This is a genomic window from Agromyces fucosus (assembly GCF_004134865.1).
Lineage (GTDB): Bacteria > Actinomycetota > Actinomycetes > Actinomycetales > Microbacteriaceae > Agromyces > Agromyces fucosus.
In genome coordinates this window covers 1,228,946-1,242,113 of sequence record NZ_SDPO01000001.1, presented here as the reverse complement: position 1 = coordinate 1,242,113, position 13,168 = coordinate 1,228,946, and the positions used below count along the sequence as shown (strand labels likewise).

The following is a 13,168-nucleotide window of genomic DNA, read 5'->3' as shown; positions in this document are numbered from 1 at the left end:
GCGCCGGACGCCTCGGAAGGGCCCGCCCAGCCGGTCCCGCGATCCGTACATGAAACCGAATGCGACTCGGAGTTGCCTCGGGGCAACCGACCTGGGCTACAATCGAACCCTGTCGAATCGATTCGAGCCGCGCGAAGGCCGAATCGCACCCGGCGGTGTCCCACGGAACGCCGCCGCCCAGTCTCCCGGCGCCCGAGGGCGTGCGCCGCCGCATCCGAGCACGCCTGGAACGCACATGTCCTCAACCAGCTCCATCCCGATCATCCGCCCCGACGACACCAGGTCGACCCCCGTCGTCGGCGTGCACCCGGGCGACCGGCTGACCAGCCGGCAACGACTCGTCTACGTGCTCGTGCTCGGCGCGCTCACCGCCCTCGGCCCGTTCACGATCGACCTGTACCTGCCGGCCTTCCCGGTGCTGCAGGACGAGCTCGGCGTCTCGGCATCGGCCGTGCAGCTGACGCTCACGGGCACCATGATCGGGTTCGGCCTCGGCCAGCTCATCGTCGGACCGTGGAGCGACAAGGTCGGACGGCGTCTCCCGCTCATCCTCGCGACGGCGCTGCACATCGCGGCATCCCTCGCGGCCGCCTTCGCTCCCGACATCGTCTGGCTCTCGGTCTTCCGCCTGCTGCAGGGCTTCGGCGCCGCGGCCGGCGGCGTCGTCGCGATGGCGATGGTGCGCGACCTCTTCGGCGGCAAGCCCCTCGTGCGCATGCTGTCGCGTCTCGCGCTCGTGAACGGGCTCGCTCCCGTGCTCGCCCCGGTCATCGGCTCCCAGCTCCTCCAGGTCATGGACTGGCGCGGCATCTTCGTCGTGCTCGCGGTGTACGGTGCGGTCGTCGTCGTGGCGGTCGCGTTCTTCATCGTCGAGACCCTGCCGCCGTCGCGCCGCGGGATCTCGGGCCACTCGACCCTGCGCGATCGCTACGCCGCGCTCTTCCGCGATCGCGTCTACCTCGGCGCTGCCATCATCGGCGGCATGACGTTCACCGGCCTGTTCGGGTACCTCTCGACCTCGTCGTTCCTCTTCCAGGAGGTCTACTCCTTCAACGCGCAGGAGTACGGGTTGCTCTTCGCCGTGAACTCGGTCGGCGTCATCGTCGGCGTGCAGGTCAGCTCGCGACTCATGCGCGGCTCCGTGCAGCCGCAGTGGATCCTCGCGGGCACGACGGTCGTGCACCTCGCGATGGCCGCGACGATCATGGCGCTCGACGCCTCCGGCGCCGGATTCTGGGGCACCGCGGTCCCGCTCTGGTTCTACATCCTCGCGTGCGGCTTCGCGTTCCCCGCGGTGCAGGTGCTCGCGCTCGCGCACCACGGCGCTGAGGCCGGCACGGCGGCATCGCTGCTCGGCGCGTTGAACTTCGGCCTCGCCGGCGCCATCTCGCCGCTCATCGGCCTCATGGGCGTCGGCAGCGCCGTACCCATGGCGTTCGTGATGCTGCTCGCGGGCGTCGTGGCGATCGCGGCCCTGTGGCTGCTCGTGCGTCCGAAGACGGTGCCGCCGCTGAGCGACTGACGGCGCGGGGCATCCGCCCGCGAAACCGGCGGCGACCTCACGCGGATGCCGCAGGCCCGACGGTAGCGTGGGGGAATGAGCCTCGAGCCGGTGGAGACGTCAGCGACCCCGGCGAGGGCCTCTCGTCTCGTCCCGATCATCGCCGGAGTGTCGGCGCTCCTCCTCTCGGGCCTCATCGGCATGCTGGTCATGTCATCGTCGGGCGACAACCGATTCGCGATCGATGAGGCGTGGGCCGAGTTCATGGTGAGCGTCCGCACGCCGTTCGGTGAGTGGTTCTCCTACGTCATGAACGCAGTGGGCGGCGGCGTCATCGGCGTGTTCATCGTGCCGGTCGGAGCGGCGATCGTGCTGCTCATCGTCCGGAGGCCGTGGGGCGCGCTCTACTTCATCGTGGCGTCGGCGGCGAGCGCAGGCGTCGTGCAGGTGCTGAAGCACCTCTTCGGCCGGGTGCGACCTGAGGACATGATCGTCGTCTCCGATTTCGGCTCGTTCCCATCGGGCCACGTCGCCAACGCGGCGACGATCGCGGTCGTCATCGGCGTGATCGTGCCACGCGCCTGGGTCTGGGTGGTCGGCGCGGTCTACACCGCGCTGATGGCGTTCAGTCGCACCTACCTCGGTGCGCACTGGCTGACCGACACGCTCGGCGGGGCACTCGCCGGGGCGGGAGTGGCGCTCCTCCTCTGGGCAGCGCTCGCCGGTCCGCTCGAGCGCGAACGAGTGGCCTGGGGCGAGCGGCGTCGCGCACTCGTGGACTGAGCACCCGAGCGCGATCGCGTCGCCTGCGGCGCGTCTCGACGGCGGTGCGCGCGATCCACCGGCGACCGGGGAGCGGTGCACCCGGTGCGGGCAAGTGGCACGGGCAGGGGATACGCTCGCACTCTGACGATGAGGGGAACCGCGTGACCGCGACATCCGCAGGCACCAACTGGGCCGGCAACCTGAGCTACCGCGCGTCGCGCGTCGTGCGACCGACCTCGATCGACGAGCTTCGCGAGGTGCTCGCAGGCGATGGGCCGTTCCGCGTGCTCGGCTCGCGGCACAGCTTCAACGACATCGCGGACACCGAGGGCACGCTCATCGAGACGGCTGGGCTGCCGGTGACGATCGACGCCTCGAGCGCACCGGGCGCCGTGCGCATCACGGGGAGCCCGCGCTACGGCGAGCTCGCCTCGGCGCTCCATGCTCGCGGTCTCGCGCTCGGCAACCTCGCCTCGCTGCCGCACATCTCGGTGGGCGGCGCCGTCGCGACCGGCACGCACGGGTCGGGCGACCGCATCGGCTCGCTCGCGAGCGCCGTACGCGCCATCGCGTTCATCACGGCGACCGGCGAGTCACGCACCCTCGAACGCGGCGAGGCTGACTTCGACGGCGCCGTCGTGAACCTCGGCGCCCTCGGCGTCGTCACCGCGCTCGAGCTCGACGTCGAGCCGACGTACGACGTCGCGCAGACCGTCTACGAGCGTCCCGCGTGGAGCGCCGTGCTCGCCGAGTACGACGCCGTCACCGCGCTCGGTTCGAGCGTCAGCATCTTCACGACGTGGGCGAACACCGACCGCGCCGACCAGTTGTGGGTCAAGCGGCGGCTTCCGGTCGAGACGGATGCCGCGGCATCCGCTGCACTCATCGCCCGGCTCGGTGCGACGGAGGCGACGGCGCCGCGCCACCCGTTGCCCGGCATGGCCGCCGATGCCTGCACGGCGCAGCTCGGCGAGCCAGGGCCGTGGCACGAGCGCCTGCCCCACTTCCGGCTCGATTTCACGCCCTCGGCCGGAGAGGAGCTGCAGTCGGAGTACCTGGTGCCCCGCTCCGACGCCGTCGCCGCACTCGAGGCGATGCGCGGTCTCGCCGCGCAGATCGCCCCGCTGCTGCAGGTGTGCGAAGTGAGATCGCTGCGCGGCGACGACCTGTGGCTGAGCCCGGCCCACGGCACCGACGTCGTAGGAATCCACTTCACGTGGAAGCGGGAGCAGGCGGCCGTCGAAGCGCTGCTCCCGACGATCGAAGCGGCGCTGCCCGCAACGGCCAGGCCGCACTGGGGCAAGGTCTTCACCCTCGACGCCGATGAGGTGCGACGGCGCTATCCGCGCTGGGCGGACTTCGCTGCGCTTCGGGAGCGGTTCGACCCCGAGGGACGATTCCGCAATGCGTACACGGCGCGGCTCGGGCTCTGAGGCGAGGCGACGCAGCCGCTGACGTCGGTGCGCCGCTCCTTCGTCAGTTGCCGGCCGGCGGCACCGTCTTGCGCATCACGGTTTTGCTCTTCCCGATGTGACGCTCGAACGCGAACCCCGCCTGCTCGAACATGGCCCTCGTGCCGTTGTGCAGGAACGACGACGACGTCTTCTTGCCGGGGACGAGCTCGTTGGGGAACGAGACCACCTCGCCCCCGCCGGCCTGCGCGATCAGCTCGAGTGCGCCGTCCAGGGCCTCCCGCGCCACTCCGGAACGCCGGTGATCGCGGTCGACGAAGAAGCACGTGATGCGCCACGGCGCCGGGTCGGTCTCGCCCGCGTCGTACTGCTTGCGGTGGTAGATGTTCGGCAGTTCGACCGGGCTGCCGTACTCGCACCACGCGATCGCGTCGTCGCCGTCGAACACGAGCGCGGCGTGCGCGACGCCCTCCGCAACGAGGCGCTGCTTGAACGTCGGCCGGTCGTGCTCCTCTTTGACGGTGTGCTTGGTGTCGTCGTGGAAGTACGAGCAGTAGCACCCGCCCCAGACCCCGTTGTGCTTCTGCGCGAGCGCGAGCCACGCCGGGAACGTCTCGGGCGTGAGCGGTTCGATCCGGTGCGTCGTGACGCGATCCATGCGGTCATCCTGCCAGCATCGCCGAGCGATGTCACGGGTCTCATCGCCGGCCCGAAGATGCTCGGTCCGCCGCGGCCGCCAGCTGATGAGTCACCTCGCTGGGTGGTCGCCCCCGGCGAGTTGATCGAGCGCGTGTTCGAGCACCTCGCCGAGCAGCTCGAGGCCGTCGCGGACCCCGCCCGCAGAGCCGGGGAGGTTCACGATGAGCGTCGACCCAGAGACACCCGCCAGCCCGCGCGAGAGCAGGGCGGTCGGGGTCGTCGCCGCACCGCGACGACGCAGTTCTTCCATGAAGCCCGGCAGCTCGCGATCGAGGAGCGGAGCCGTGGCCTCGGGTGTGCCGTCGCTCGGGGAGACCCCGGTGCCGCCCGTCGTGACGACGACCGACGGGTGGCCGGCCAGCGCCCGCTGCAGCGCGTCGGCGATGGGCAGGCCGTCGGCGACCACCTCGGGCCCGACGACGTCGAAGCCGCGCTCGGCCAGCCACGCCGTGATGACCGGGCCGGTGCCGTCGACCGCGACGCCGGCAGCGGCTCGCGTCGAGGCGACGATGACGACGGCGGTGCGCGGCATCCGCTCGGTCGCGGTCATTCGCGCGACCAGTCGCCGCTCTTGCCGCCCGCCTTCGCGAGCACCATCACGTCGGTGATGACGGCGCGATTGTCGACGGCCTTGATCATGTCGTAGAGGGTGAGTGCCGAGACGGACGCTGCGGTGAGCGCCTCCATCTCGACGCCGGTGACGCCCTTCGTGGTGACCGTTGCGACGATGCGCACGCGGTCGCCCTCGGGCGTGATGTCGACGTCGAGCTTCGTGAGGGGCAGCGGGTGGCAGAGGGGGATGAGCGTCGAGGTCTGCTTCGCCGCCATGATGCCGGCGATGCGCGCCGTGCCGATCGCCTCGCCCTTCGGCAGGCTGCCGTCGGCGATGGCGTCGACCACATCGGTCCGCGTGACGAGCACGGCCTGTGCGCTCGCCGTGCGCCGGGTGATCGCCTTGTCGGTGACGTCGACCATGTGCGCGGACCCGTCGCCGCGCAAGTGGGTCAGTCGTGGTTCAGTCATCGATCCTCCAGACGTCGACGTGGGCTCCGGCCGGCAGGTCGCCGACTCCCACGGGCAGGTGCACGAGCACGGTGGCGTTCGCGTAGGCGTGGAGCAGGTGCGAACTCGGCGCCCCGACCTCGACGTCGCCGTCGCCGTCGAGCACGCCGCGACGCACCTGGTGCTTGTCGAGGGGCGACGTCACGTCGTGCGCGAGCCTCAAGCGCGCCCGCGCTCGGTCGGGAGCGAGCCCGGCGAGCTCCCGCAGCACCGGACGCAGGAACAACTCGAACGAGACGAGTGCGCTGACCGGGTTGCCGGGGAAGGACACCACGGGAATCTCGATGGGAGCTCCACCACCGTCGGGGTCGATCGCCGCGATGCCGAGGCCCTGCGGCCCGCCCGGCTGGATCGCGACCTTGACGAACTCGACGCCGAGCGGCGCGAGCGCCTCGCGCACCACCTCGAACGCGCCGGCGCTGACACCGCCCGTGGTCACCACGAAGTCGGCTGGGCGCGCAGCTCCGGACGGGGCCACCCGAACGGATGCCTCGACCGCGGCCCGCACGGACGCAGCGTCGTCGGGCGCGAGCGCTTCGGCGACCTCCACGCCGCACTCGCGCAGGGCGGCGCCGATCATCGCGGTGTTCGCGTCATGGATCTGGCCGGGGCGGAGCGGCTGCCCCGGAGGTCGCAGTTCGTGTCCGGTCGAGAGGAGGAGCACGCGGAGCGGTCGCCGCACGAGCACGTCGGTGACGCCGGCGGCGGCGAGCGACCCGAGCTGCGCGGGGCCGAGCCGGGTGCCGGCGGGGAGCAGCAGGGAGCCCGCGCCGATGTCGCTGCCGGCACGGCGGATGAACGTGCCCGGTTCGACGGCGGAGGTGAAGCCGACGATGGAGCCGGCGGGGGAGTCGTGGCGACCCGAGCCGAGGCCGAGGAAGGCCGGCGGGTCGACGGCCTCGATCGGCACGACCGCATCGGCGCCCTGCGGGATCGCCGCTCCGGTCATCACGGGAGAGGCGGTGCCCGGTTCGAGCGCGACGGGGGCATCGCCGGCGGCGCTCGTGCGGCCGACGTCGAGGCGCACCGGCGCACCCGGTCGGGCGCTCGTGAGTTCGGCGGAACGGACGGCGTAGCCGTCCATCTGGGAGTTGTCGAAGCCCGGCAGGTCGATAGGGGAGCGCACGTCCTCGGCGAGGACCCGTCCGTGGGCGGAACCGGCCGAGAGTTCGAGCCGCTCGGAGCCGGCCGCTCCGAGACGGGACGCGAGCGGATCGAGCAGTGCGTGCACCGCACGTTGGTGTTCGACGTAGCTGCGCATGCGGGCCTCGGCTCTCTGCGGTCGGTTCTGCGGTCTCTCGAGTTTCGAGGAGCCCCGGCGTGTGGTCGGGTGCTCAGCCGCCGGCGAACGGGGGGAGGATGTCGACGGCTTCGCCGATGGGTGTCGCCGGATCGCGCTGCACGGTGCCGTCGACGAGGAAGGAACCGCTCTGGAGGACCCGCTGCATGTCGGCACCGTATCGTGCCGCCAGCTCGTCGCGGAGGGTGCCGACCGTGGCGTCGCCGTCGACCTCGAGGCGCTCCTCTTCGACCCCCGCCGCCTCGGCGGCCGCCGCGAAGTACCGCACCGTCACCATCGTCATGTCCACGATGCTACCCGAGCGCGGAACCGCGAATCCGTCACGCGGAAACCGCGCGCGTAGACTTGCCGGCATGACCGAGCCGCTCGTCGAACCCGGGCCAGCGCTGCCTCCGGCGCGACTCGCGCGCTTCAGTCGGCAGCTCATGCTCCCGGGCTTCGGCGAGCTCGCCCAACGGCGGCTGCAGGCGGCCCGGGTACTCGTGGTCGGCGCAGGCGGCCTCGGCAGCGCGGTCGTGCCCGCGCTCGCCGGATCGGGCGTCGGCACGATCGGCATCGCCGACTTCGACACGGTCGAACTCAGCAACCTGCCGCGCCAGCTCAGCCACGGCGTGGCCGACCTCGGCCGCAGCAAGGTCGACTCGCTCGCCGAGACGGTCGCCGCGAGCGACCCCGAGTGTCGCGTCGTGCGCCATCACGAGCGCCTGACCGCGGCCAACCTGCCCGGGATCCTCGACGACTACGACCTCGTGGTCGACGGCAGTGACAACTTCCCGACGAGGTACCTGACGAACGATGCCGCGCATCTTGCGGGAAAGCCGCTCGTCTGGGGAGCGATCCTGCGGTACCACGGTCAGGTCGGGATCGCCTGGCGCGGCCATGGCCCGGGGTACCGCGACCTGTTCCCGGTGCCGCCCGCTCCGGGGGAGGTGCCGTCGTGCGAGCTCGGTGGCGTGCTGCCGAGCCTGTGTCTCGTCATCGGCGCGCTCATGGCGACCGAGGTCGTGAAGCTCGTCACCGGTCTCGGTCGACCGCTCCTCGGACGCGTGTTGAGCTATGACGCGCTCTCGGCTCGCACGCGCGAGATCCCGTATTCGGTCATCGCCGACGCGGAGGAGATCACCTCGCTCATCGACTACGAACTGTTCTGCGGAGTCGATGACGCGAGCGCCGCGGATGCCGCCGCCGACGGCACCATCGCGGTCGCGCCGATCTCGGCGGCCGAGGTGCTGCAGCGCATCCGTGCGGACCAGCCGCTCAGGCTCGTTGACGTGCGAGAGCCGTCCGAAGCGGCGCTGCGACGCATCGACGGGAGCACCCTGCTGCCGTTGGCCGAACTGCTGGGCGGCGCCGAACCGCCACCGGGCGACGGCCCGATCGTCGTGTACTGCGAGGTCGGCATCAGGTCGCAGCGCGCCGCGCGTGAGCTGCAGCGGCGCGGTCACGCCGAGGTGAGCTCGCTCGACGGCGGCATCGAACGCTTCGCCGCCGTGGCCGACGACCTCATCACGCGCTGAGCGGCTGACCTCGGAGGCGGAGGGTTAGGATCACGGGGTGATCGAACCGTACGCCGTCGTCTCCGACCGACCGCTCGACGAGGCCGCCGTCCGGCGAGCCGTCGAGTCAGATGCCAGCGGCGCCGTGGTCATGTTCTGCGGCGTGGTGCGCGACCACGACGGCGGGCGCGGCGTGCAGTCGCTCGACTACCGGGCGCACCCCGAGGCCGAGCGGTTCCTCGCCGACTGCGTGCGCCGCATCGCCGAGGAGACCGGGTTCGCCGTCGCCGCGGCGCATCGCGTCGGCGACCTCGCGATCGGCGATGTCGCGCTCTTCGCGGCTGCCGGCGCCGGTCATCGAGCGCAGGCATTCGATGCGTGCGAACGGCTCGTCGAGCTCATCAAGCAGGAGGTGCCGATCTGGAAGCGCCAGCACTTCGACGACGGCGTCTCGGAGTGGGTCGGCCTCTGACGACGAGCGCTCAGCCGCCGATGTAGCTCATCTCGACCTTGCTGCGTTCCGCACGCAGTTCGGGGGTGAGGGTCGCGCGGATCTCGGAGTACCGGTCGTCGCGAGCGCCCCAGATCGACGCCATCGCCGCGGCGAGCCCCTCGTCGTCGACACCGCTGCGCAGCAGCGCGCGCAGGTCGTGGCCCTCGCTCGCGAAGAGGCACGTGAACAGCTTGCCCTCGGTCGAGATGCGGGCCCGGTTGCAGGTGCCGCAGAAGGCGTTCGTCACGCTCGAGATCACGCCGATCTCGCCGCCGCCGTCGAGGTAGCGCCATCGTGCCGCCGTCTCGCCCGGTGCCGCTGCAGCGACGGGCTCCAGCGGGAGTTCGGCGCCGATGCGCTGCACGATCTCGGCCGACGAGACGACCTCGTCGAGCTGCCAGCCGTTGGACGTGCCGACATCCATGTACTCGATGAAGCGGAGCGAGAACGGCGAACCGTGGAATCGCCTGGCCATCGGCAGGATCTCGTGGTCGTTGAGCCCGCGCTTGACGACCATGTTGATCTTGATGGGGCCGAGGCCGGCGGCGTGCGCGGCGTCGATGCCGTCGAGCACGCGCGAGACCGGGAACCGCACGTCGTTCATCGACTGGAACAGCTCGTCGTCGAGCGAGTCGAGCGAGACGGTGACGCGGGTGAGCCCGGCGGCCTTCAGCGCGTCAGCCTTGACCGCGAGCGCCGAACCGTTGGTCGTGAGCGCGATCTCGAGCGGGCGGCCGTCGGGGGTGCGCAATGCGGCCAGCTGTTCGACGAGGCCCTCGAGGCCACGGCGCAGCAGTGGCTCGCCGCCCGTCAGTCGCAGCTTCTCGACGCCGTGCGCCGCCGCGATGCGCGAGATGCGGGTGATCTCCTCGAAGCTCAGCAGCTCGTCGCGGTCGAGGAACGCGTAGTCGCGACCGAACACCGCCTTCGGCATGCAGTAGACGCACCGGAAGTTGCATCGGTCGGTGATCGAGATGCGCAGATCTCGCATCGGGCGATCGAGCCGGTCAGTGATCGAGCCCTGCGAGCTGCCCGTCGAGGGCAGCCGGCGCACGCCGATCGTCGCGCCCGGCGTCGCGACGCGGGGCGCCGAGACGGGAACGGCCGTGTCCGTCATCGAGTCACCCCCTGTTCGTGGAAGCCACCGTAACACCGGCTCAGGCGTGCTCGCGCACCGAGATCTCCGCCGCCGCGACGATGAACGCGAGTCGCGCACCCGGACGGAGCTCGAGGGCGACAGCCGCAGCGCCGGGCAGGTCGACCGCGAGTCCGGGATGTTCCTCGGTCGTCAGCCGCACCCCTCCCGGGGCGGGCTGTAACAGCGAGACGGTGCCGATCCAGCGGTTCGCCATCATGCTGTCGGATGCCGCGGCGCCCGCTTCTCCGAGCGGTGAGACGTGCACGGCTGCAGGGCTGAACACGGCCGAGGCCGGCGCGCCCGCTGCGGCGGGGCCGAGCGGACGGCCCCCGTCGCCGACGTGCTCGGACGGAACGAGCCGCAGGAGCGAACCGTCGGCGCCCGAGACCGCGACGCCGCCCGAACCGGTCGCGACGCCGGTCGCGAGGTTCACGCCGGCGAGTGCCGCGACGAACGGTGTCGCCGGGTGGCCGAGCACCTCGGCCACCGGACCGAGCTGCGCGATGCGTCCGTCGTGCAGGATCGCCGCGCGCTGCGCCAGCACGATCGCGTCGAGCGGGTCGTGCGTCACGAGGATCGTCGGGGTCGCCGTCTGGGCGCACAGCTCGCCGATGAGGCGTCGCATGGTCGCGGCGGTGGGCACGTCGAGTGCCGCGAACGGTTCGTCGAGCAGCAGCAGCTCGGGCCGGGCGGCGAGGGTCCGGGCGATCGCCACCCGCTGCTGTTGCCCGCCCGAGAGCTCCGCGGGGCGCCGACGCGAGAGCTCGGCGGCGCCGACGCGCTCGAGCCAGGTCATCGCGTCGAGCCGCGCCGCCGATCGGCCGCGCCCCTGTGCTCGTGGCCCGAAGGCGACGTTCTCGAGCACGTCGAGGTGGCGGAACAGCAGCGATTCCTGACCGAGCAGCCCGACCCTGCGTTCGGCCACCGGGAGGTCGATCGTCGCCCCTGCGCCGCCGTCGCGCCGTGCCAGTTCGCGATCGCCGAGCCGCACGACACCCTCGGTGGGCGCGAGATGGCCTGCGATCGTCGCGAGCAGCGTCGACTTGCCCGAGCCGTTCGGCCCGAGCACGGCGAGCAGCTCGCCGCGCTCGACCCGCAGGGAGGCCTCGACCCGGAAGGCGCCGCGCTCGCTCGCGAACTCCGCGACGAGGGCCCCGGATGCCTCGACACCCGTCATCGCGGCGCGTCCTCTCGCCAGCCGCGCATCACGAGCAGCACCGCGATCGCCACGGCGACGAGCATGAGCGAGAGCGCGATCGCAGTGTCCTCGCTGACCCCGGCGCCGTTGAACGCCGTGTAGATCGCCAGCGGCATCGTGCGCGTCACCCCGGCGGTGTTGCCCGCGAACAACGCCGTCGCGCCGAACTCGCCGAGCGCCCGGGCGAAGCAGAGCACGGTTCCGGCGAGCACCCCAGGCCCGACGAGCGGCAGGGTGAGGCGCCGGAACACGGTCAACGGGCTCGCACCGAGCCCTGCGCCGACGGCTTCGAAACGGGTGCCGACCGCACGCATCGACCCCTCGACCGAGATCACGAGGAACGGCAGCGCCACGAACACCTGTGCGATCACGACCGCCGCCGTCGTGAACGGCAGCCGCACGCCGAGCAGGGCGAGGCTCTCCCCGAAGAGGCCGGTTCGTCCGAGCAGGGCGAGCAGCGCGATGCCGCCGACGAGCGGCGGCAACACGAGCGGCAGGGTGACGAGGGCTCGAAGCACCGCCGCCGTTCGTCGGCCGGCGCGGGCGATGACGAGTGCGAGCGGAATGCCGAGGAGCAGGCAGCAGACGGTGGCGACGCCGGCGGTCGCGAGCGACAGCGAGAGCGCCTGGACCGCGGCGGGCGAGGTGACGGCCTCCGGGACGGCGCTCCAGTCGAGCCGCAGGAGGAGCGCGACCAGCGGCAGCGCGAGCACGGCGATGCCGATGGCAGCGGGCACGACGAGCAGACCCGGGACCGGGCTCACCCGGCGACCGACTCCCGTCCCGCGTCGCGTCGCCGCGACCGGAGTCGCCTCGGTCACGGTGCGCCGAAGCCGAAGGACTCGAGTATCGCCGCGCCGTCGGGGGAGGTGACGAACTCGGCGAAGGCCGCGGCCGCTTCGGGGTTCGGTGCGCCGGCGAGCGCGGCGATCGGGTACCGGTTCACCGCGGCATCCGCACCGTCGATCGCAACGCCTTCGACCTCGTCGCCGGCCGCGGCGATATCGGTGACGTACACGAGCCCGGCGTCGGCCTCGCCGGCGCGCACCTTCGTGAGCACCGCGGTCACGTTCTGCTCCTCGCTCGCCGGGGTCACCTGCACGCCGGCCTCCCCGAACAGCGTCGTCGCCGCGGCACCGCAGGGCACCGCGGGCGCGCACACGATGACGATCGGGGCCGGGGCCGCGTCATCTGCCAGGTCGTCGAGTCCGTCGATGCCGAGCGGGTTGCCCGGGGCCACCGCGATCTCGAGCACGTTGGTCGCGAAGATCTCCGGCTCGCCGTCGACGAGGCCTTCCTCCGCGACCCGGTCGAGGTTTTTCTCGTCGGCCGATGCGAACACGTCGGCGCGTGCGCCCTCGATCAACTGGGTCGCGAGCACGGATGAACCGTCGTAGGTGATCGGCAGTACGTCGAGCGAGGGATGCAGGTGCTCGAAGCGCGCGGCCAGTTCGTCGAACGCGTTGCCGAGCGATGCCGCGGCGAAGACGGTGAGTTCGCCGTCGAGCGGGGAGACGGCGCCGGACCCGCTCGCACCGGTCTCGGGGCCGGCGGTTGCCTGCTCGTCGACCGAGCCCGAGGCGCAGCCCGCCAGCAGTGCGGCGAGGGTGAGGGCACCGAGCGCGAGGGTGGCAGCGGTGCACGCACGGTTCACGAGTGCTCCTGCTCGGTCTCGACGACGACCATCGTCGCCTTCACGATCGCGACACCGCGCGAGCCGACCTCGAGCCGCAGTTCGCGTGCCGCCTCGGACGACATGAGCGAGACGACCCGGTGCGGGCCGCACTGCAGCTCGACCTGGGCCATGAGGCCGTCGAGCTCGACACGGGTGACGAGTCCGACGAATCGATTGCGCGCGCTGCGGCGCACGGTCGACCGGTCGTCACCCGCAGCCGCGATCGCCTGGGCGCGCGCGGCGAGCTCGACGCCGGGCACCACCTGACGGCCCGCGGCGTCCCTCGAGACGCTCAGCACGCCGTCGCCGACCCACCTGCGCACGGTGTCGTCGCTCACGCCGACGAGCTCGGCGGCTTCACTGATCCGATACTGCGTCATGAACTGCACAATACTTCCGCATCTGCGGAGTCGCAACCGCGGTTTCCAC

The 13,168-nt window shown here is 71.9% G+C and carries 15 protein-coding genes; 5 read left to right on the top strand and 10 right to left on the bottom strand.

Annotated elements, in window-relative coordinates; translation table 11 throughout:
- Positions 1-235 precede the first annotated feature (235 nt).
- The 3 genes from ESP57_RS05600 (at position 236) to ESP57_RS05590 (ending at position 3,699) form a co-directional block, all read left to right on the top strand.
- A complete protein-coding gene (locus ESP57_RS05600) occupies positions 236-1,522 on the top strand; it encodes a multidrug effflux MFS transporter (RefSeq protein WP_082571386.1) in 1,287 nt (428 codons plus the stop codon).
- 75 nt (positions 1,523-1,597) lie between these two features.
- Positions 1,598-2,284, top strand: coding sequence for a phosphatase PAP2 family protein (locus ESP57_RS05595; RefSeq protein ID WP_243648410.1), 687 nt, complete (start codon positions 1,598-1,600; stop codon positions 2,282-2,284).
- A gap of 143 nt (positions 2,285-2,427) precedes the next feature.
- A complete protein-coding gene (locus ESP57_RS05590; RefSeq protein WP_129230813.1) occupies positions 2,428-3,699 on the top strand; it encodes a D-arabinono-1,4-lactone oxidase in 1,272 nt (423 codons plus the stop codon).
- A gap of 43 nt (positions 3,700-3,742) precedes the next feature.
- Here ESP57_RS05590 and ESP57_RS05585 read toward each other — a convergent pair whose 3' ends face one another.
- From ESP57_RS05585 to ESP57_RS05565, 5 genes are all read right to left on the bottom strand, one after another.
- Positions 3,743-4,336, bottom strand: coding sequence for a GNAT family N-acetyltransferase (locus tag ESP57_RS05585; RefSeq protein WP_129230812.1), 594 nt, complete (start codon positions 4,334-4,336; stop codon positions 3,743-3,745).
- A 90-nt stretch (positions 4,337-4,426) separates the two neighbouring features.
- The gene (locus ESP57_RS05580) at positions 4,427-4,927 is read right to left on the bottom strand and encodes a MogA/MoaB family molybdenum cofactor biosynthesis protein (protein ID WP_207904482.1); all 501 of its coding nucleotides are present in this window, start codon (positions 4,925-4,927) and stop codon (positions 4,427-4,429) included.
- On the bottom strand, positions 4,924-5,400 hold the full coding sequence (gene moaC, locus ESP57_RS05575) for a cyclic pyranopterin monophosphate synthase MoaC (protein WP_129230811.1): 477 nt from the start codon (positions 5,398-5,400) through the stop codon (positions 4,924-4,926). Before moaC ends, ESP57_RS05580 begins: the two co-directional genes overlap by 4 nt.
- A complete protein-coding gene (locus ESP57_RS05570) occupies positions 5,393-6,700 on the bottom strand; it encodes a molybdopterin molybdotransferase MoeA (protein ID WP_129230810.1) in 1,308 nt (435 codons plus the stop codon). Before ESP57_RS05570 ends, moaC begins: the two co-directional genes overlap by 8 nt.
- 73 nt (positions 6,701-6,773) lie before the next feature.
- The gene (locus ESP57_RS05565) at positions 6,774-7,022 is read right to left on the bottom strand and encodes a MoaD/ThiS family protein (RefSeq protein ID WP_056010367.1); all 249 of its coding nucleotides are present in this window, start codon (positions 7,020-7,022) and stop codon (positions 6,774-6,776) included.
- Positions 7,023-7,092: 70 nt separating this feature from the next.
- On the opposite strand from ESP57_RS05565, the gene ESP57_RS05560 reads away from it, so the two are divergent.
- Both ESP57_RS05560 and ESP57_RS05555 read left to right on the top strand, forming a co-directional pair.
- Positions 7,093-8,256, top strand: coding sequence for a ThiF family adenylyltransferase (locus tag ESP57_RS05560; protein WP_129230809.1), 1,164 nt, complete (start codon positions 7,093-7,095; stop codon positions 8,254-8,256).
- 37 nt (positions 8,257-8,293) lie between these two features.
- Positions 8,294-8,707 carry a molybdenum cofactor biosynthesis protein MoaE gene (locus ESP57_RS05555; RefSeq protein WP_129230808.1) on the top strand — a complete coding sequence of 138 codons (414 nt, stop codon included), beginning with the start codon at positions 8,294-8,296 and terminating at the stop codon, positions 8,705-8,707.
- Between the two features lie 10 nt (positions 8,708-8,717).
- On the opposite strand, the gene moaA is transcribed toward ESP57_RS05555, so the two are convergent.
- Genes moaA through ESP57_RS05530 form a run of 5 tightly spaced genes read right to left on the bottom strand, consistent with a single transcriptional unit; the run spans position 8,718 to position 13,119 of the window.
- The gene (gene moaA, locus ESP57_RS05550; RefSeq protein WP_129230807.1) at positions 8,718-9,845 is read right to left on the bottom strand and encodes a GTP 3',8-cyclase MoaA; all 1,128 of its coding nucleotides are present in this window, start codon (positions 9,843-9,845) and stop codon (positions 8,718-8,720) included.
- A 40-nt stretch (positions 9,846-9,885) separates the two neighbouring features.
- Positions 9,886-11,043 (bottom strand): sulfate/molybdate ABC transporter ATP-binding protein, encoded by a 1,158-nt coding sequence (locus tag ESP57_RS05545; RefSeq protein ID WP_129230806.1) that lies wholly within the window; start codon positions 11,041-11,043, stop codon positions 9,886-9,888.
- Positions 11,040-11,885: an ABC transporter permease gene (locus ESP57_RS05540; protein WP_424219313.1), complete on the bottom strand. Its 846-nt coding sequence runs from the start codon at positions 11,883-11,885 to the stop codon at positions 11,040-11,042. Before ESP57_RS05540 ends, ESP57_RS05545 begins: the two co-directional genes overlap by 4 nt.
- Entirely contained in the window at positions 11,882-12,718 is an 837-nt protein-coding gene (modA, locus tag ESP57_RS05535; RefSeq protein WP_243648409.1) for a molybdate ABC transporter substrate-binding protein, read from the bottom strand. The genes ESP57_RS05540 and modA overlap by 4 nt, the downstream gene beginning before the upstream one ends.
- Positions 12,715-13,119 carry a TOBE domain-containing protein gene (locus ESP57_RS05530; RefSeq protein ID WP_056013036.1) on the bottom strand — a complete coding sequence of 135 codons (405 nt, stop codon included), beginning with the start codon at positions 13,117-13,119 and terminating at the stop codon, positions 12,715-12,717. Before ESP57_RS05530 ends, modA begins: the two co-directional genes overlap by 4 nt.
- Positions 13,120-13,168: the final 49 nt, after the last annotated feature.

What these genes read in the sequence shown, in the direction of transcription:
- ESP57_RS05600 (WP_082571386.1), top strand. Translation starts at nt 236, where the DNA reads ATGTCCTCAACCAGCTCCATCCCGATCATCCGCCCCGACGACACCAGG.
- ESP57_RS05595 (WP_243648410.1), top strand. Translation starts at nt 1,598, where the DNA reads ATGAGCCTCGAGCCGGTGGAGACGTCAGCGACCCCGGCGAGGGCCTCT.
- ESP57_RS05585 (WP_129230812.1), bottom strand. Translation starts at nt 4,336, where the DNA reads ATGGATCGCGTCACGACGCACCGGATCGAACCGCTCACGCCCGAGACG.
- ESP57_RS05580 (WP_207904482.1), bottom strand. Translation starts at nt 4,927, where the DNA reads ATGACCGCGACCGAGCGGATGCCGCGCACCGCCGTCGTCATCGTCGCC.
- moaC (WP_129230811.1), bottom strand. Translation starts at nt 5,400, where the DNA reads ATGACTGAACCACGACTGACCCACTTGCGCGGCGACGGGTCCGCGCAC.
- ESP57_RS05570 (WP_129230810.1), bottom strand. Translation starts at nt 6,700, where the DNA reads ATGCGCAGCTACGTCGAACACCAACGTGCGGTGCACGCACTGCTCGAT.
- ESP57_RS05565 (WP_056010367.1), bottom strand. Translation starts at nt 7,022, where the DNA reads ATGACGATGGTGACGGTGCGGTACTTCGCGGCGGCCGCCGAGGCGGCG.
- ESP57_RS05560 (WP_129230809.1), top strand. Translation starts at nt 7,093, where the DNA reads ATGACCGAGCCGCTCGTCGAACCCGGGCCAGCGCTGCCTCCGGCGCGA.
- moaA (WP_129230807.1), bottom strand. Translation starts at nt 9,845, where the DNA reads ATGACGGACACGGCCGTTCCCGTCTCGGCGCCCCGCGTCGCGACGCCG.
- ESP57_RS05545 (WP_129230806.1), bottom strand. Translation starts at nt 11,043, where the DNA reads ATGACGGGTGTCGAGGCATCCGGGGCCCTCGTCGCGGAGTTCGCGAGC.
- ESP57_RS05530 (WP_056013036.1), bottom strand. Translation starts at nt 13,119, where the DNA reads ATGACGCAGTATCGGATCAGTGAAGCCGCCGAGCTCGTCGGCGTGAGC.